This window comes from Streptomyces sp. NPDC041129, from assembly GCF_055592265.1.
The window spans coordinates 611,358-629,286 of the sequence record NZ_JBVIYV010000002.1 but is presented as its reverse complement, the minus strand read 5'-3'; the positions used below and the strand labels follow the sequence as shown (position 1 = coordinate 629,286).

Below are 17,929 nucleotides of genomic sequence, written 5' to 3'. Positions count from 1 at the left end.
CGCGCGGGCGTCCACCTGCCCATACGCTCCGAAATGTGACGTCCTCCCCGATCCGCGGCCGGCCCAGGCGCACCCGCGCGCCCATACGGGTGCGCCTGGCGCTCGCCGCGGCCGGTGCGCTGGTGGGAACCGGGTGGCTGGTGTTGCCGGTGATGACGGCGGGGAGCGGTGATCCGGTTCCCGCCGCCCCGGCCGGACCGGTCGCCGGCTCCGCCGCACCGGGGCAGGACGAGACCTCCACGACCGACCTCGTGCTGCCGCTCGCCGCCCTGGGCGCGGCCGGGGTGCTCGCCGGTTACGGGTATCTGCGGCGCACCCGGCGGGCCCGGAGCCGCACCACACCGGGCGTGGTGCCGGCGGCGCCGCCCGTGCCCACTCCGGCCGAGAGCGAGCGGCAGGCCCGCGCCGCGCTGGTACTGGCCGACGACTGCGTGCGTGGCAGTCGGGAGGAACTCTCCTACGTCGAGGCGCTGTTCGGGGCGGAGGCGGTCGAGCCGTTCGCGCCCGCCCTACGGGCCGCGGAGACCGAGTTGTCGGCCGCGTTCGCGATGTGGCGGCGCTACGAGGAGGGGGTTCCGGGGGACGCGACGGCCCGGCGGCAGGCACTGGTGGGGGTGGTCGGACGGTGCGCGGAGGCGGGCCGGCGGCTGGACGCCGAGGCGGCGGAGCTGGACCGTCTGCGCGGGCTGGAACAGGGGACGACCGCGGCCCTGGAGCTCGCGGAGGCGCGGTTCCGTGAACTGGCCGCGCGGACGGCGGCGGCGCAGGCGACGGCGGCGGGACTGCGGGAGCGGTACGCACCCTCGGCGAGCGCACCGGTCACCGGGTTTGTCGAACAGGCAAAGGATCGGCTGGTGTTCGCCACCGAGCGGCTCAACGAGGCCCGGCAGGCGGCCGATTCGGGCGAGCAGTCACGGGCCGCCCGGCAGCTGCGCGCCGCCGAGGGCGGTGTCACCCAGGCCGGTGTCCTGGTGGGCGGGGTGGAACGGCTCGCGGCCCGGCTGCGGGAGGCGGCCGCGCTGGTGCCGGCCGCGCTGACCGGCGCGGAGGCGGAGATCGCCGGGGTGCGGAAGGAGGGCGGGCGCACCTCACTGACCGGCGGGGAGCTGCGGGCCCGGCTCGCGCACGCCGACGCGGCGCCGGCCGCTGTGCGCGCCGAGCTGATCGGCGGCCCGTACGACCCGCTGGACGCGCTGCGGCGGATCACCCGGGCCGTGGAACACCTGGAGGCGGGGCGTTCCGGAGTGCTGGAGGCCGCCGCGCTGCTCGTCTCGCGCGCCTCGGTCGACGCCACGGAGGACTTCGTCGCCGTGCACCGGGGGGCGGTGGGCGCACCGGCGCGGGCCCGGCTGGCGCAGGCGGTGCGGGCCCTGGGCTCGGGCACCGAGGCGGACGTGCTCGCCGGGCAGGCCCGGGAACTGGCCGAGCGGGACGTGCGCACCCACGGGAACCCGTTCGCCGACGGCCACGCCACCGGCGTCACCGGCGCCGTCCTCGGCGGCATCCTGCTGGCCGAGGACCCGGACGGCGGCCCCCCGGCGAGCTTCGGCGGCCCCCGCACCCGCTCCCGCCGCCACCTGCCGTGACGCGCCGGGTTCTCAGAACAGGCTGAGCAGAGCCTCGGCCGGGTCGGTCAGGCCGGTTTCGCCGCCGGGGAGGGGGAGTTCGAACCACACCGTCTTGCCGCGTGGCGTGCGCCGCGAACCCCAGGCCGCGCTGAGCAGCCCGACGAGTTGCAGACCGCGGCCGCCCTCGTCGGTGTCCCGGGCCCGGCGTCGGCGCGGCTGCACGAGACCGGAGTCCCACACCTCGCACACCAGGGTCCGGTCCAGCAGCAGCCGCAGCCTGATCTCACCCTCCCCGTAGCGCAGCGCGTTCGTCACCAGCTCGCTGACCAGCAGCTCCGTGGTGTCGACCAGCGGTTCAAGTCCCCAGCCGACCAGCTGGGCCCGGGCGTACTCACGGGCCCGCCCCACGCTGCGCGGCTCGCGCGGCAGCGTCCAGTCGCCGACGGACTCTGCGGGCAGCCCCTGGACCCGGGCCATCAGCAGCGCGATGTCGTCCTCGCCGTGATGGGTGTCGAGGGTGTTCAGGACGTGGTCGCAGACGTCCTCCAGGGGCCGGGCGGGGTCGGTGAGCGCGCCCACGAAGGCCTGGAGACCCTCGTCCAGGGGGTGGTCGCGGGACTCGACCAGGCCGTCCGTGTAGAGGGCGAGCAGTGCGCCCTCCGGCAGTTCGACCTCGACCTCCTCGAACGGCTCGCCGCCCACACCGAGCGGCATCCCGGGCGGCACGTCGAGCATCAGGGCCGCCTCGCCGGGCTCCACCAGCACCGGCGGCAGGTGCCCGGCGTTGGCGAACGTACAGCGCCTGGTGACGGAGTCGTAGACGGCGTACACACAGGTCGCGAGGTAGACCTCGGAGAGGTCGGCGTCGCGGGGCTGGCGCGCGGCGCGGGTGGCCTGCTGGACGCCCCCGGGGGTGCCGAGGCCGCGGGCGATCTCGTCCAGCGCGGAGAGCACTTCGGCAGGTTCGAGGTCCAGCAGCGCCAGGGTGCGTACGGCCGTGCGCAGTTCGCCCATCGCGACCGCCGCGCGCAGCCCGCGCCCCATGACGTCGCCGACGACCAGGGCGGTGCGGTGACCGGGGAGTTCTATGACGTCGAACCAGTCGCCGCCGACCTCGGTGGCCGCGTTCCCGGGCAGGTAGCGGCAGGCGATGTCGAGCCCGGAGGCCTCCGGGTCGCCGGGCGGGAGCAGGGAGCGCTGGAGTATCAGCGCCCGTTCGTGCTCACGCCGGTACAGGCGGGCGTTGTCGATACAGACGGCGGCGCGCGCGGCCAGTTCGACCGCGAGGTCCCGGTCCCGGTCGCCGAACGGCTCGCTGCCCTTCGTACGGGCGAACCGCGCGAGTCCGACGACGGTGTCGTGGGCGACCATCGGCACCGCCAGCGTGGACTGCACGAGTCCCCCGTCCTCCGGCGGCACATGCTGCGGCCGGGCGGTGCGCAGGGCGTCCGCACAGGGCGAGTTGAAGGGGAAGTGGTGGACCGCGCCGACCGCGACGGTGTCACCGGAGCCGCTGAGTGGCGCGTCGGAGACGGCGCTGGCGAAGGCGACGCGGCGCAGTTCGGCGCTGCCGTCGGCGAGGCCGGGTGGGGTCTCGTCGCCGATGAGGAGCCCCTGGTAGAGGTCGACGGTGGCGAGGTCGCAGAAGCCGGGGACGACGACGTCGAGGAGTTCGCGGGCCGTGGTCTCCAGGTCGAGGGAGTTTCCTATGCGGGCGCCGGCCTCGTTGAGCAGGGCGAGGTTGCGCCGGGCCGCCGCCGCCTCCCGGGCGGCCGCGCGGCGGGCGGTGATGTCGGTACCCAGCCACGCGACGCCGATGGGGCGGCCGCTTCCGCTGTGCACCCGGTAGAGGTTGACGGACCAGTGCCGGCGCTCCTCGGAGCCCGGGACGAACCCGGTCACATGCATGTCGGTGATGGAGTCACCGGTCTCCAGCACCCGCCGCAGCGTGGCCGAAACCCGATCCGCCTCGGCGCGCGGCAGGTAGTCGTGAACTCCCTTGCCACGGTGGTCGTCCGGGGTCCCGCCGAAGATGGAGGCGAAACGCATGTTCGCCCGACGGACCCTCAGATCGGTGTCGATCAACAGGAATCCGAACGGGGATTGACCGAATATCGCCTGCGAGGCGGCGAGGTCCGTCTCGATGCTGCGCAGGGTGCGGACGTCCACCACGATGCAGACGGCGGCCCGCTCGCCCTCGGCGGTCCGGGTGGGCATGACGTAGACCTCGGCGAGACCCTCCTCGCCGGGGGCCCCGTCCGACCCGTCCGGCATCCGGAAGGGCACCACCCCGGTCCACTCCCGTCCGTCGAGGATCTCGGCCATCTTCCGCTGGCTGCGCTCGTGCAGGTCGTAGTCGACGAAGGCCTCGATCGGGTCCATCCCGACGGCGCGTTCGGCGGGGATGCCGAAGAGCTGCTCGGCGCGCAGGCTCCACTGGTCGACCAGCCCACCGGGACCGATGGAGAAGGACGCGACCCTGATGTAGTCGTAGATGGAGCCGGGCGGACTGCTCTGCCACATGGCGTCACCCGGGCCGCCCGCGTTGCGTGCGGCCTGGTCACTCGCGCCGTCCGACGGGTCCTCGGACTCCGTGGCCTTCGCTGGTATCTCGCTCACGCGAACCGTCCCCTCCAGCTCACCGCACCCGGTACCGGTCACCGGGGGCGGCTGCCCGCAGTATCCAGCACTACGGCGCCGCACAACACGGTGTTCACGATCACAGCTCGGTCGAGGTGCTTTTCGGACCGGGCCGCGACAACACTTCCAGTCTTCTAACCAGGTAACACGGCCTCGAATCACGTACTTGCGCCCCGGTCGCCGGGCGGCCCCGCAGGATGGACGGCGCACGCCGGGATGTACACCGCGCTCAGCCGGGCACCGCGAGCTCGAACCAGACGGTCTTTCCGCCACCGCCGGGCCGCGTTCCCCAGCGGCGCGCGGCGCCGGCCACCAGCTGCAGGCCGCGGCCGCTCTCGTCCTCGGGCTGGGCGACACGCTCGCGCGGCGGGTCGGGGAGCGGGTCGGAGACCTCGACCAGCAGCGTGTCGCGGAGCTGCGCGGGGCGCACCAGTCGCACACCGATGGGGCCGGTGGCGTGCCGCAGGGAGTTGGTCACCAGCTCGCTCACCAGCAGCGCCGCGAGGTCGGCGACACAGTCGAGGTCCCAGCCGCGCAGTTGGCCGCGGACCGCGCCACGGGCGGTGCGCACGACGTCCGGCTCCGCGGGGAAAATCCACTCGGCGCAGTCGCCATCGATGTCGATCACGCCGATCACTTCCCAGGCCAGCGAGCCCACCCATGTCCGTTTTCATGGGGTTAATGGGCACATACCCGGTATCCAGGGGGCAGTACCGCGCAGGACGGCGCACTGTGGTGCGAACGGCGTAGGGCGCGCTCCGCCGTACCATGCCCGGCTGTCGCGGGCTCCGCTCAGCGCGCTCCCGTGCCGAGACGGGCGGCGACCTCGCGGACCGCGGGTACGTCCTGCTCGAGCCAGGGCACCTCCCAGAGCTGGTCGGGGGTGAGCCAGCGCAGTTCGTCGTGGTCCTGGAGGGGCCGGGGGGCGGCGGAGCCGTCGCGCAGCCGGACGGTCCACACCCGAAGCACGTACGGGGACTTCAGCGGCCACTCCCCCGGTACGCGTTCGACGGGCTCGGCGTCGATGCCGAGTTCCTCGGCCAGTTCACGCGTCAGGGCGTCCTCGGGCCGCTCGCCCGGCTCGACCTTGCCGCCGGGCAGTTCCCAGCGTCCGGCCAGCTCGGGGGGTGCGCTGCGGCGCGCGGCGAGCAGTCGGCCGGCGTCGAGCAGGGCGGCTCCCACCACCACGATCCGGTCTGTCGTGGGGCGATCCGTCATGGGCCGATCCGTCATGGTGTGGAGCCTACGGGAAGGCGGAGAAGGTCAGTTGTGGGCGCCGTTCCCGTTCTGACCGATGCGCTCGACCCAGTAGAGCTGCTTGTGTCCGTGGTCGTCGAGGCTGTCGGCGATCTTCTGGGCCTCGGCCCGGGTCGCGTACCGCCCCACGCGGTAGCGATTGCCGTTGTCGTCCTGCCGTATCACGATCCAGGGCAGGGAGACGCCCGTGCCCTCACTCATGGCCCCCACCGTTCCTTCTCGCACCGCCCCGCCCTCCCTCGCACTCGGGCGCCCGCCGAGCCCCGCCCAAGGAAACCGCAGTCCGCATATGCCCGAGCGTACGCCCAACCTTCACGGAGCGAATACGTCTTTTCACAAAGAGGTACGCAACCAGCCAGAACGCAGGGGGCGCGCGACCGTGAACGCGCCGCCCCCTGCGCTGTTGCCGTGGGCCGGGGGCATTTCGGCCGCACCGGCGATCACCTGGGAGAACGGCCGGATTGCAGCGGCGGGTAGGGCACCGGGTGCCAGCGTGGGCGGCGGAGCACCGGCTCGCGGCGCGTGCCGGGGTGTGCGCTACCTCACGGGCAGGTGGTACGCGGCCCGGTACCGGTCGGCCGGGATCACGACGTCGGCGGTCTCCACCGGACGGCCGGAGGCGAAGTAGGTGCGCTGGATGACGAGGACGACATGACCGGGGACGCCGCCGAGAACGTGCAGTTCCTCGGCGAGGCCGGGCCGGGCGCCGACCTCCTCGGTGACGTTGTCCACGATGACGTCGATGGCCCGCATCCGCTCGACCACGCCCATGCCGCCGAGCGGCCCCTCCTCGGGCAGCATCACCGGGGTGCGACCGGTGACGGCGAGGGGTTCCCAGGAGGTGGAGAGCATCATGGTCTCCCCCGCCTCCCTGAACAGGTACTTCGTGCGCATGACGCGCGCGCCGGGCTCGACGCCGAGCCGCTCGGCGATGACGGCCCCGGCCGTGGCCTGCGCGCTGCTGGACTCCCAGGTGCCGCGCACCGAGGCGTCGGCCTGCTCCTGCCGGAACGGCGTGGCACCCGAGGAGGGGCGGAAGCCGGAGCGGGCCACACTCCGGGGCACCGGCCGCTCGCGCACGTACGTCCCCGAGCCGGAGCGCCCCTCCACCAGACCCTCGGCCATCAGGACCTTGCGGGCCTCCAGCGCGACGGTGTCCGAGACTCCGTACTCCTCGCGGATGCGGGCCTGGGAGGGGAGCCGGGTATGGGGAGGCAGTGAACCGTCGACGATCTTCTTGCGGAGATCACCCGCGACACGCAAGTACGCCGGCTGCTCACCGAAAGTCACTGGCCACTCCCATCGGGTTGTACAGACAGCAACAGCCTGGCAACCGTGGGTTGTCCCGTGCAAGCAAAGGCCAGAGAATCACTCGATGTGATGACAGCGGGCCGGGGAGGGCCCTACCCAGGCACTTTCTGCCCGCTGCGGCCGGAGCCACACCTCCGAGCGATCACCACGGCCGCGGTTCGGCTCATACCGCCATGCCGCTGCCGCCAGCTGAGCCGTCGTCCCTTGCGTCACCCCTGGCACGACCGCCACCTGCGGGCGGAGTGGTCGCCAGTCCCAGGGCCCTGCGCGCGGGAACCCCTGCCTTCGGGTCGAGCAGCCGCAGGCCGGTGTCGTAGTGCTGGTAGAACGCGTCGGCGTCCTCCGCCTTCGCGGCCTTCGCCCACTCGGCACGCACCCGGTCCAGATCGGCGGCCAGGGCGGTGACCGGCTTCCGGGAACCGCCGGGCCAATCGTGTCCGCGCAGCGACCGGGCCTGTCCACCGAGGGCCGTGGAGATCCGCCCGGCCCACGCCTTGTGCCCCGGCAGGTCGTCCTCGACGTACTCCGCTTCCGGGGCCGACTCCACGGCCGCGTTCAGGATGTGAGCGGCCTTCAGGTAGGCGACCTGGTGGGTGTCGAGGACGGTCGCGTCGTTGCGCAGCGAGCCGGTCAGGTTCGCACCCTCGGTCACGCTGCCGAAGACGCAGGTGACCTCGCGGTCCCCGGCCGACCAACCGCGCTCGGTGGGCGTGCGGTAGTAGACGTCGACGTCGTCGGGGACGGCCCAGGCGTCCATGGCGTAGGTGTCCCGCAGTCCGTAGCAGCGCTCGTCGGCGGTGCCGGCCACCGAGTCCTCGCCGGGGTAGCCGCCGTCCCGCAGCCGGAACGAGGCGAACACCTCGCCGTCGTGCTCCCCGGAGCAGGGCACCCCGGTCACGGCGCCGGTCCCGTCGCTCAGCGTTCCGCCGGGCGCGTCGAAGCACTCCCCCTTCACCAGCGAGGAGTTCGCGCCGTCACGCGCCCCTTCCTTCACTCCCTCCCAGAAGCTGGACGCGCCGCCCGTGGCGAGCATCAGCGCCCACAGCGCGAGCCCGATCCCGGACAGCACCGAGCCGCCCACCGCAAGCCCCGTCCCGCGCTCACCCCGCCGCCGGATCTGCCGCAGCGCGATCAGCCCGAACACCAGCCCCACGCCCGGCAGACAGCACAGCGCGCCGAGCACCAGGGAGGTGATGGCGAGGCCGTTGACAGGGGCGGGCCGGTTGTAGGGGCTGTAGCCCTGCGCCCACGGCTGGTACCCCGGTCCCTGCGGATACGCCGGCGGCCCGTACGGCCCTTGCGGGTGCTGCGGCTGGGGCGGCTGATAGGGCCCGTGCGGCTGCGGGGGGCCGGGGGGCGGGGGTATGGACACCGGTACCGTGCTCCTGGTTCGGGCGGCGGCAGCGCGGGGCCGGCGGACAGGCCCGGGCTGATGGGACTGCGCGCATGTTAAGCCCCGCCGGGCCGGCCCCGGTCGGCGTGGTCGCCCGTTTCCGCCTCCTCTGCCGAGCTGTCACGCGCAGTCCGGGCTCTGCGCCGAGCAGAGAACGCCGGAAGGGCCGGGCTCGATGGAGCCCGGCCCTTCTTCGTGCATCGAGACAGCTGGTCCAGGCGACTCAGCCGCCCTGCTGCTGTTGCTGCTGTTGCTGCTGCTGCTGTTGCTGTTGCTGCTGCTGCTGCTGTTGCTGCTGTTGCTGCTGCTGCTGCTGTTGCTGCTGTTGCTGCTGTTGCTGCTGTTGCTGCTGCTGCTGCCCCTTTCCACCCTGCTGCTGTTGCTGCTGCTGCTGCTGTTGCTGCTGTTGCTGCTGTTGCTGCTGTTGCTGCTGCTGCTGTTGCTGCTGTTGTTGCTGTTGCTGCTGCTGTTGTTGCTGCTGCTGCTGTTGCTGCTGCTGCTGTTGCTGCTGCTGCTGCTGCTGCTGCTGTTGCTGCTGCTGTTGCTGCTGCTGCCGACCCTGGCGGTTAGGCGTGCACGGGCGCTCCGGAGCGAGGTCCGTGGTCGCGGGCGCCTTCTGGTGGGCCGATGCCACCACAGCCGCGGGAGGTGCAGCACCGGCCGTTTCCCCGGCGAAGCTCGCCGGGAACGCCAGAGCAGCGATGAGCGCTGGGCTGAGCCGGATGAGGTACCGCTTGCCACGCATGACCTTTCTCCCTTCGACCAGCGGAACGAAAGACAGTCGCTCGTTCATGACCGGCGCCCGTGAATCAGCACCACGCAACGGTCGAACGCCGCTTTCAGCAGCAGGATCACACGCGCCATATCCCGCATCAAGAAACCGGACATCATAGGACTCTGGGTTATCGGTGACTACGGTCCCCGATCCGGCTCGACGGGGGCGGCGAAAGCACAACGCCCCACAACAACCGCCGCGAATAACGGCCTTCATGACAGCCGTGCGCGCAGCGGTTCCACGGCCGGGGCCGGATCGCCGGACGCCACCCGCCACCCGCCAGCAGGGACTTCGCACGCGCGGAACACAGAAACCGACTATCCTACGAGTAGGGGTATTTGGCTATGAAGCCTCCGCATCAGCAGCCCATCAGAGGGAACGCCGGATGAATGACGACCCACGGCGAGCGGAGCTCGCGGACTTCCTCAGAACGCGTCGGCTGGCCCTCCAACCGGAAGAGGTCGGCCTTCCGCCACGCACATCGCGGCGAACCCCCGGGCTGCGCCGCGAAGATGTCGCCGACCTGGCGGGTATCAGCTCGTGCTGGTACTCCCAACTCGAGCAGGCCCGGGACATCAGGGTCTCCGACCATGTCCTCAACTCGCTCGCCGGGGCCCTTCGTCTCAACGGCGAGGAACACGACTATCTTCTGACCCTGGCGAGCGAGGATGGCCGTTCCAGCGCCACCGTACCCACGAATGGTGTGCCGCCGACGCTCCAGCGCATCCTCGACAGCCAACTCCCTTATCCCGCATTCGCTCTCGGCCCCCGGTTCAATATTATCGCCTGGAACCAGGCGCGGGCCGATGTGTACGGCGATCCGGCCGCGACCACTCCGGCACACCGCCATCTGCTGTGGCTGTTCTTCAGCGATCACATGCGTGACCTGATTCAGAACTGGGAGCCGAGCGCCCGCTCAATACTCGCCGAGTTCCGCTCGGCGACCGGACTCTACGTGCACGAACCGTGGTTCACCGTGCTGGTTCGCGAACTCAGCGAATGCAGCACGGATTTCCGCGCCTGGTGGCGGCAGCACGAAATAGGAAGGCAGCGCGTCACCACCCGCGAGGTCAGGCATCCTCTGGTCGGGCACATGATGCTGGAGGAGACCGCGCTCGTCGTCGACGACCGCTCGGGCCGGCGGGTCATTCTGGAGACTCCCCAGCCCGGCAGCGGCACCGAGGACAAACTGACGGCACTCACCTGGCGCTACCACCCGGTGCAGACCCCGCCGTACCGCGCGCTGGGACAGGCCGTGAGGTGACCGACGGCGGGAGGCTCCCCGCGGGGAGCAAGCCCGCGGGGAGCAACCGCCTTTCCGCGTCCCCGCGTCATCCGCGGCGATGGACAGGCTCGGCCGGTTTCTCGGCTATCGGCGGTATGGGCCGCCAGCTCTGCGTCAAGCTCTGCGCCCACAGCACCGAACGCCTCGCGCGGTCGACCAGCCAGTGCAGCACGGCGGTGGGCAGGAAGAAGGCGTCCGTCGTGATCATGGCCAGTGCGAAGAACGGCAGGCCGAGCAGGATGCCGATGCCCACATGCATGGCAGCCATGATCGCTACCATCACGGTCCGCAGCCGTCTGTTGAACAGCGTGAAGGGGAAGGCGACTTCGACGATCACGGTGCCGTAGGTCAGCAGCAGGACGACGAGGCTGCTGCCCGCGACGGCGTGGGACAGAGCGGGCCACGGGGAGACGTTGCCGAGGTTCAGCACGTAGTAGAGCGCCGTGCCGTCCTGCCACTGGAGGCCCTGGATCTTGTACCAGCCGGAGGTGGCGTAGATCAGGCACACCTGGATCGCGACCATGAGCAGCGCACCCGCGTGCACCACGTTGCCGACCATCTCCAACACGGCGCGGGGTTCCCCGGGGGCATAGCGCCGCACCGCCCACCACGCCAGTTGCGCGGCGGCGAAGCCCCAGAGCAGCAGCGCCCAGCCGGCGCCCAGTTCGCCCAGTCCGGTGAACAGCGCGAGCACGACGGTGAGAGACGCCCACAGGGCGATCCCGACGACGTCCCGGCCGCCCTGCTGGTCCTCCGCCGGCCGCCGGGCGTCCAGGGACCAGACCCGGCCGCAGCGCGCGAACACCAGGTAGATCGCCATGATGTGGATGACGTTGTCGCCACCGTTGCCCACGAAGGGGTTCCGGTTCTGGATCGCCAGCACGCCGATCAGGAACAGCAGCGAGGCGGTACGGGTCCGCCAGCCGACGAGCATCATCACCGCGGCGGCGATGGCCGCCAGGTAGACGAACTCGAACCACAGCCGGCCGTCGTGCCAGAGGAGCACGGTGAAGGCCCCGTTCGTGGCACTCCATTCACGGGCCATGTCCCAGCCCCACGGGCTTCCCGGCCCGTAGAGCACGTCGCGGTGCACCCATTCGCGCAACAGCAGGACCAGCCAGGTGAAGGAGAGGCCGATCCGGATGACCGCCGCCTGGTACGGGGCGATCGGACCGCTGGTGACTCGTTCCAGGCCCTGCCTGACCCCGCTGCCGACGCGGTGCCACAGGCGCGTGTCGTGGGGCGGTGTGGACGCGCGGCCGGGCGTCGCCGGAGAGGAGTGAGCGCTCACTGGAAGTCCTCCGCCCTGACGGTCCACCACGGCTCGACCAGATAGCCGGTCGTGGTGTTGACGTATCCGCCGCTCCCCGGAGGCGCCGCGATGGGCGTACTGGCCGAGCGCAGCTGTATGGACTGCACCGTGCCACCCTCGACATACGGTCCGAAGCGCTGGGCGGCGGTCCGCAGCAGGTACTGCTGCATCCTCTGCCCGTACTGGCCGGCCGGCCGGCCCTGGTCATCGAGCGAGGAGACGAAGTTGGCCCACGCGTTCCGGAGTTGGTTCTGCTGCGCCTGACTGGGGAACGGGTTGTGCCTGATCCATCCCTCGTCCATCGCGGTCAGGTCGACCCACGAGGTGGTGAACGGAACCCCGTTGGGCCGCACGACCTTCACCCGGGCCTGCACATGGGTGTTCGACGACGTCGGCTCGGGAGCGAAGAACTTCCAGTTCTGCGTGAACTCGGGGTACGCGTATTTGGCGATTCCGGCGGCGTGCTGCCGGGACAGCGCGTTGGAAGGGGCGACGCCCAGGAACAGCACCACCGAGTGCACGGCGACCGCGACCAGGACTCCCACCACCGAGAGCGCCACGACGATCAGCGATACCGCGGACAGACGTTGGATCCCGGCCGCTTTGCCACCATGGTCCGCCGGCAGTCCCTCGTTCTGATCCGTACGTTTCCGAGCCGGTCCGGCCGGTGGATCCGCCGGCCGTGGCTCGTCCGAAGCCCTCACATCAGGCGGGCGCATGGCATTGTGGTTTCTGCGTCTTCATGATCATCCTCGCGAACATGAGCGCGCCGGAACGCTGCCGCTGCACGGCGCGGCCACATATTCTCGGTGTGATTCTTCCCGATGCGACGAACAATGCTCGTTCCGTCGCCGACTCGATCGATCGGGCGAAGCTGGGCCGGAACTTGTGCGACAGACCCGGCCCCACGGTGAACTGCTTCCAGGCGGACTCACGATCGAGTCGGTCGCCGGTCGCTCCGCGGGCGGCCCACTTACGAATCTACGTCGTTTCCGCTGATGTTCAACTCGGCGGGCTCGTCGGCCCGTCGAGTCGCGGAGAACGCGGAGGGGCCGGGCTCTCCCGAACCCGGCCCCTCCGCGTGCGCGCTCAGACGTTGAAGCGGAACTCCACCACGTCGCCGTCCTGCATCACGTAGTCCTTGCCCTCCATGCGGGCCTTGCCCTTGGCGCGGGCCTCGGCGACGGAGCCCGTCTCGACCAGGTCGCCGAAGGAGATGACCTCGGCCTTGATGAAGCCCTTCTGGAAGTCGGTGTGGATCACACCGGCCGCCTCGGGGGCCGTGGCGCCCTTCTTGATCGTCCAGGCGCGGGACTCCTTGGGGCCGGCCGTGAGGTAGGTCTGCAGACCGAGGGTGTTGAAGCCGACGCGGGCGAGGGTGGCGAGGCCGGGCTCCTCGGCGCCGACCGACTCCAGGAGCTCCAGAGCGTCCTCCTCGTCCAGCTCGGCGAGGTCCTGCTCCAGCTTGGCGTTGAGGAAGATCGCCTCGGCGGGGGCGACCAGGGCGCGCTGCTCGTTCTTGAAGTCCTCGTCGACCAGCTCGTCCTCGTCGACGTTGAAGACGTAGAGGAACGGCTTGGTGGTGAGCAGGTGCAGGTCGTGCAGGAGCTCGTTGCGCTCGGTGCCCTGGACGATGCCGTGCGCGAAGAGGGTGTCGCCCTTCTCCAGGATCTCCTTGGCCTCCTCGACGGCCTTGACCTTGGGAGCGATGTCCTTCTTGATCCGCGACTCCTTCTGGAGCCGGGGCAGGACCTTCTCGATGGTCTGGAGGTCGGCGAGGATCAGCTCGGTGTTGATCGTCTCGATGTCGTCCTTCGGCGAGACCTTGCCGTCGACGTGGACGACGTTCTCGTCCTTGAAGGCGCGGATCACCTGGCAGATCGCGTCGGACTCACGGATGTTCGCGAGGAACTTGTTGCCCAGGCCCTCGCCCTCGGAGGCTCCGCGCACGATGCCCGCGATGTCGACGAAATCGACCGTGGCGGGGAGGATCCGCTCCGACTTGAAGATCGACGCCAGCTTGGCGAGGCGGCCGTCCGGGACGCCGACCACACCGACGTTCGGCTCGATCGTGGCGAACGGGTAGTTGGCCGCCAGCACGTCGTTCTTGGTCAGGGCGTTGAACAGGGTCGACTTGCCGACATTGGGCAGGCCGACGATTCCGATCGTGAGCGACACGTTGCGACTTCCCGTAGATGAGAGGGGCCAGGGGCTGCCAGGGGCCAGAGACACTGGCCGATCCACCAGTCTACGGCGTCCGCGATGGCGGGCTCGCGGGAGCGCGGGACCTCCGGCCGAGCCGCGCCCACCGGCGTGTCTGAGGGCCGATTGAGCACATAAGCAGACCTAGGTTGGTCCAATGGAGCAGCGCAGAAGCCGACCCCCGAACAACGGACGGCGACGCGGCACACCGCCCGCGTCGCTGCCGCCGCAGCTACGTAGGCCGGCCCCGCGCGGGTCGCGGCTTGCGGACGGACGGCCGGCGAGTGCCGGAGCGGCGGACGGGCAGCCGGCGGGGCTGCGGCTCACCGGGCTCGGCGGCGGGCTGTTCTGCGCGGCGGTGATGCTCCTGCTCGGCCTGCTGGACCAGATGGTCTTCGGCGCGTCCCTGACGCTGTACGGCGTGCTGTTCCTGCCGGTGTGCGTACTGACCGCGCTGTGGGTTCGCGGCGGTGACGTGCTCACCGCGCCGGTCGTCGTGCCGATCGCCTTCGCGGCGGGTCTCTTCCCTGTGACGGACGGCAGCGGGGGGCTGCTCGGGCGGCTGATGGGGCTGGTCACCGGGCTCGCCACACAGGCGGGCTGGCTGTACGGGGGCACGCTGCTCGCGGGGGTGATCGTGCTGGTACGCCGGGTGCTGTGGGTGCGGTCCCGCCGGAGCCGTACCTGACCGGCGGTTCCCGCACTCCGCGTCCCGGGCCTGAGCCCGGGGGCGCCCGGCTAATCCCCGAGCCGCGCCTGCGCCTGCGCCGCGTGCATCGCCGCCCCGACGATGCCCGCGTTGTTCTGGAGCTGGGCCGGCACGATCTCGGCTTTCACGCCCTCGATGAGGTGCAGGAACTTGTCGGCCTTGCGGCTGACCCCGCCGCCGACGATGAACAGCTCGGGCGAGAAGAGCATCTCGACATGGGCGAGGTACTTCCCGACCCGGCGCGCCCACTGCTCCCAGCTCAGGTCGTGGTCCTCCTTGGCCTTGCTGGAGGCCCGCTTCTCGGCCTCGTGGCCGTTCAGCTCGAGATGGCCCAGCTCGGTGTTGGGGACCAGCACTCCGTCCACGAAGACGGCGCTGCCGATGCCGGTGCCGAAGGTGAGCAGGATGACCGTGCCCCGCCGGTCCCGGCCGGCGCCGAACTGCACCTCGGCGACGCCCGCCGCGTCCGCGTCGTTGACCACGGTCACGGGCAGGCCGCCCAGCCGGCCGCCGAACAACGCGCGCGCGTCCGTGTCGACCCAGCTCTTGTCGACGTTGGCCGCCGTACGGACCGTGGCGCCGCCCGTGACCACTCCGGGGAAGGTCAGGCCCACCGGGCCGGTCCAGCCGAAGTGTTCGATGACCTGCTTCACCCCGTCGGCGACGCCGTCGGGCGTCGCCGGGTGCGGGGTGAGCACCTTGCAGCGCTCCTGGGCCAGGTCTCCCTTGTCCAGGTCCACAGGGGCGCCCTTGATCCCGGATCCACCGATGTCCACGCCGAAGATCTGCATGGCACCACGTTACGACGTGCGACTGACGGTCACGCCACGGAGATGCCGGTCTCGGCCCGGACGTGGCGGTCTCGGCCTGGACGTGGCGGTCACGCCCCTGCGGTGCCGCTCCCGCCGCGCTCGGCGACCAGGGTCGCCGCCTCGTCGCGCAGGTCGCGGCGCAGCTCCTTGGGCAGCGAGAACGTGATGGACTCCTCGGCGGCCTTGACGATCTCCACGTCCCCGTAGCCGCGCTCGGCGAGCCACTCCAGGACCTGCTCGACCAGCACCTCGGGTACGGAGGCACCGGAGGTGACGCCGACGGTCGTCACGCCCTCCAGCCAGGCCTCGTCGATCTCGTCGGCGAAGTCCACCAGGTAGGCGGCGCGGGCACCGGCGAGCTTGGCGACCTCGACCAGCCGCTTGGAGTTCGAGGAGTTGCGCGAGCCGACCACGATGACCAGCTCGGCCTCGGCGCCCATCTGCTTCACGGCGAGCTGGCGGTTCTGCGTGGCGTAGCAGATGTCGTCGCTCGGCGGGGAGACCAGGCCGGGGAACTTCGTCTTCAGGGCGTCGACGGTCTCCATGGTCTCGTCCACGGAGAGGGTGGTCTGGGACAGCCAGACGACCTTCGAGGGGTCGCGGACCTCGACCTTGGCGACGTCCTCGGGGCCGTCGACGAGCTGGATGTGCTCGGGGGCCTCGCCGGAGGTGCCGATGACCTCCTCGTGGCCCTCGTGCCCGATCAGGAGGATGTCGTAGTCCTCCTTGGCGTACCGGACGGCCTCCTTGTGGACCTTGGTGACCAGCGGGCAGGTCGCGTCGATCGTGGCCAGCCGGCCGCGCTCGGCCTCCTCGTGCACGACGGGGGCTACGCCGTGCGCGGAGAACATCACGATGTTGCCCGGCGGCACCTCCTCCGTCCGCTCGACGAAGACGGCGCCCTTCCTCTCCAGGGTCTGCACGACGTACTTGTTGTGGACGATCTCGTGCCGGACGTAGATCGGGGCCCCGTACTGCTCCAGGGCCTTCTCGACGGCGATCACAGCGCGGTCGACACCGGCGCAGTAGCCCCGGGGGGCGGCGAGCAGGACACGGCGGCCAGACGAAGCGGTCATGGGACCCATCGTAAGGGTGTGTTCATGGGCTCCGGGATCGCGTGCCCGCGCGGCCCGTCGTACGGGTCCGCCGCGGGCGCGGGTGCGGGCGGGGCCTTTTGTCGGTGGCCGCCGTTACGCTCGCGGCATGGCTGTGAACACGTCGCCCGAGACGCCCCTGCCCGTGGGCGAGGTCTCGCGGCTCATCGGGAGGTGGATCGACCGGCTGGGCGCGGTGTGGGTCGAGGGGCAGATCACGCAGCTCTCACGGCGGCCGGGCGCCGGGGTGGTGTTCCTGACCCTCCGGGACCCCTCGCACGACATCTCCGTCAGTGTGACGTGCTACCGGCAGGTGTTCGACGCCGTGGCCGACGTGGTCGGCGAGGGCGCCCGGGTCGTCGTCCTGGCGAAGCCGGAGTGGTACGCGCCGCGCGGGCAGCTCTCGCTGCGGGCCGCCGAGATACGGCCGGTGGGCGTCGGTGAGCTGCTGGCCCGGCTGGAGCAGCTCAAGAAGGCGCTCGCGGCCGAGGGACTGTTCGCGCCGGAGCGGAAGAAGCCGCTGCCGTTCCTGCCGCAGCTCATCGGGCTGGTCTGCGGGCGGGCCTCCGCAGCGGAGCGGGACGTGTTGGAGAACGCCCGACACCGCTGGCCCGCCGTCCGCTTCGAGGTGCGCAACGTGGCCGTGCAGGGTGTGCACGCCGTTCCACAGGTCGTGCAGGCGGTCAAGGAGCTGGACGGGATGGACGGCGTGGACGTCATCGTCGTGGCCCGTGGCGGCGGCAGCGTGGAGGACCTGCTGCCCTTCTCCGACGAGCAGCTCGTACGCGCGGTGGCCCAGTGCCGTACGCCCGTGGTCTCCGCCATCGGGCACGAGCCGGACAATCCGCTGCTGGACCATGTGGCCGACCTGCGCGCCTCCACCCCGACCGACGCCGCCAAGAAGGTCGTGCCGGACGTGGGCGAGGAGTTCGAGCGGGTGCGGATGCTGCGGGACCGGGCCCGGCGGTGCGTGTCGGCGTCCGTGGAGCGGGAGGAGCGGGGGCTGGCGCACGCGCTGGCGCGGCCCTCGATGGAGGATCCGCACCGGATGGTCGACGAGCGCGCCGACCATGTCGCGTCGCTGCTGGACCGCGGCCGGCGCACCCTCGGCCACCTGCTGGACCGCGCCGACTCCGAGCTGACGCACACGCACGCGCGCGTGGTGGCCCTTTCCCCGGCCGCCACCCTCAAGCGCGGATACGCGGTGCTCCAGCGGGCGGACGGGCATGTGGTGCGCGACCCGGAGGAAGTGACCGGGGGCGAGGCGCTGCGGGCGCGGGTCGCCGAGGGCGAGTTCGGGGTCCGAGTCGATGTGCGGGCCGATGTCTAGGGTGGGTGGGATGAGCGGCAAGGTGGACGAGGCGCTGTCGTACGAGCAGGCCCGGGACGAGTTGATCGAAGTCGTACGGCGGCTGGAGACGGGCGGCACGTCGCTCGAGGAGTCCCTGGCGCTGTGGGAGCGGGGCGAGGAGCTGGCCAAGGTGTGCCGGCGCTGGCTGGAGGGGGCCCGGGCCCGGCTGGACGCGGCGCTGGCCGAGGAGGCCGAGGAGGAGGACGCCGAGTAGGGCGGC

The 17,929-nt window shown here is 71.3% G+C and carries 17 protein-coding genes; 6 read left to right on the top strand and 11 right to left on the bottom strand.

The annotated features are described in order from the left end of the window. Positions 1 to 35: 35 nt before the first annotated feature. Entirely contained in the window at positions 36 to 1,586 is a 1,551-nt protein-coding gene (locus tag ACZ6B1_RS11050; protein ID WP_468776925.1) for a hypothetical protein, read from the top strand. Between the two features lie 12 nt (positions 1,587 to 1,598). On the opposite strand, the gene ACZ6B1_RS11045 is transcribed toward ACZ6B1_RS11050, so the two are convergent. The 6 genes from ACZ6B1_RS11045 to ACZ6B1_RS11020 form a co-directional block, all read right to left on the bottom strand. Continuing rightward, positions 1,599 to 4,187 (bottom strand): SpoIIE family protein phosphatase, encoded by a 2,589-nt coding sequence (locus tag ACZ6B1_RS11045; protein ID WP_468776923.1) that lies wholly within the window; start codon positions 4,185 to 4,187, stop codon positions 1,599 to 1,601. 250 nt (positions 4,188 to 4,437) lie between these two features. Next, entirely contained in the window at positions 4,438 to 4,866 is a 429-nt protein-coding gene (locus ACZ6B1_RS11040; RefSeq protein ID WP_468776921.1) for an ATP-binding protein, read from the bottom strand. A gap of 134 nt (positions 4,867 to 5,000) precedes the next feature. Beyond that, on the bottom strand, positions 5,001 to 5,441 hold the full coding sequence (locus ACZ6B1_RS11035) for a (deoxy)nucleoside triphosphate pyrophosphohydrolase (protein WP_468776919.1): 441 nt from the start codon (positions 5,439 to 5,441) through the stop codon (positions 5,001 to 5,003). A 30-nt stretch (positions 5,442 to 5,471) separates the two neighbouring features. Beyond that, the gene (locus ACZ6B1_RS11030) at positions 5,472 to 5,666 is read right to left on the bottom strand and encodes an SPOR domain-containing protein (RefSeq protein ID WP_358927442.1); all 195 of its coding nucleotides are present in this window, start codon (positions 5,664 to 5,666) and stop codon (positions 5,472 to 5,474) included. Positions 5,667 to 6,002: 336 nt separating this feature from the next. Next, positions 6,003 to 6,755, bottom strand: a complete 753-nt coding sequence (locus ACZ6B1_RS11025; protein ID WP_468776917.1) for a GntR family transcriptional regulator — start codon at positions 6,753 to 6,755, stop codon at positions 6,003 to 6,005. A 184-nt stretch (positions 6,756 to 6,939) separates the two neighbouring features. Further along, a complete protein-coding gene (locus tag ACZ6B1_RS11020; protein WP_468776915.1) occupies positions 6,940 to 8,148 on the bottom strand; it encodes a DUF4190 domain-containing protein in 1,209 nt (402 codons plus the stop codon). Positions 8,149 to 8,410: 262 nt separating this feature from the next. On the opposite strand from ACZ6B1_RS11020, the gene ACZ6B1_RS11015 reads away from it, so the two are divergent. Together ACZ6B1_RS11015 and ACZ6B1_RS11010 are read left to right on the top strand one after the other, a co-directional pair. After that, entirely contained in the window at positions 8,411 to 8,977 is a 567-nt protein-coding gene (locus ACZ6B1_RS11015) for a hypothetical protein (protein WP_468776913.1), read from the top strand. Positions 8,978 to 9,329: 352 nt separating this feature from the next. Then, complete coding sequence (locus ACZ6B1_RS11010) at positions 9,330 to 10,208, top strand: helix-turn-helix transcriptional regulator (protein WP_468776910.1); 879 nt, start codon at positions 9,330 to 9,332, stop codon at positions 10,206 to 10,208. Between the two features lie 67 nt (positions 10,209 to 10,275). Here the strand turns inward: ACZ6B1_RS11010 and ACZ6B1_RS11005 are convergent, their stop codons facing one another. The 3 genes from ACZ6B1_RS11005 to ychF form a co-directional block, all read right to left on the bottom strand. Then, positions 10,276 to 11,520: an HTTM domain-containing protein gene (locus ACZ6B1_RS11005; protein ID WP_468776908.1), complete on the bottom strand. Its 1,245-nt coding sequence runs from the start codon at positions 11,518 to 11,520 to the stop codon at positions 10,276 to 10,278. Further along, entirely contained in the window at positions 11,517 to 12,101 is a 585-nt protein-coding gene (locus ACZ6B1_RS11000; RefSeq protein WP_468776906.1) for a DUF5819 family protein, read from the bottom strand. Before ACZ6B1_RS11000 ends, ACZ6B1_RS11005 begins: the two co-directional genes overlap by 4 nt. Before the next feature lie 529 nt (positions 12,102 to 12,630). Further along, positions 12,631 to 13,719: a redox-regulated ATPase YchF gene (gene ychF, locus ACZ6B1_RS10995; RefSeq protein WP_184968237.1), complete on the bottom strand. Its 1,089-nt coding sequence runs from the start codon at positions 13,717 to 13,719 to the stop codon at positions 12,631 to 12,633. Positions 13,720 to 13,900: 181 nt separating this feature from the next. Here ychF and ACZ6B1_RS10990 point away from each other — a divergent pair, with 181 nt between their 5' ends. Next, the gene (locus tag ACZ6B1_RS10990) at positions 13,901 to 14,431 is read left to right on the top strand and encodes a DUF6542 domain-containing protein (protein WP_468776904.1); all 531 of its coding nucleotides are present in this window, start codon (positions 13,901 to 13,903) and stop codon (positions 14,429 to 14,431) included. 50 nt (positions 14,432 to 14,481) lie between these two features. Here the strand turns inward: ACZ6B1_RS10990 and ppgK are convergent, their stop codons facing one another. Together ppgK and ACZ6B1_RS10980 are read right to left on the bottom strand one after the other, a co-directional pair. Further along, positions 14,482 to 15,243 carry a polyphosphate--glucose phosphotransferase gene (gene ppgK / locus ACZ6B1_RS10985; protein WP_468776902.1) on the bottom strand — a complete coding sequence of 254 codons (762 nt, stop codon included), beginning with the start codon at positions 15,241 to 15,243 and terminating at the stop codon, positions 14,482 to 14,484. Between the two features lie 89 nt (positions 15,244 to 15,332). Further along, a complete protein-coding gene (locus tag ACZ6B1_RS10980; protein ID WP_468776900.1) occupies positions 15,333 to 16,349 on the bottom strand; it encodes a 4-hydroxy-3-methylbut-2-enyl diphosphate reductase in 1,017 nt (338 codons plus the stop codon). A 118-nt stretch (positions 16,350 to 16,467) separates the two neighbouring features. Here ACZ6B1_RS10980 and xseA point away from each other — a divergent pair, with 118 nt between their 5' ends. Together xseA and ACZ6B1_RS10970 are read left to right on the top strand one after the other, a co-directional pair. Next, a complete protein-coding gene (gene xseA, locus ACZ6B1_RS10975) occupies positions 16,468 to 17,688 on the top strand; it encodes an exodeoxyribonuclease VII large subunit (RefSeq protein WP_468776898.1) in 1,221 nt (406 codons plus the stop codon). Positions 17,689 to 17,698: 10 nt separating this feature from the next. Beyond that, complete coding sequence (locus ACZ6B1_RS10970; protein ID WP_468776896.1) at positions 17,699 to 17,923, top strand: exodeoxyribonuclease VII small subunit; 225 nt, start codon at positions 17,699 to 17,701, stop codon at positions 17,921 to 17,923. Positions 17,924 to 17,929: the final 6 nt, after the last annotated feature.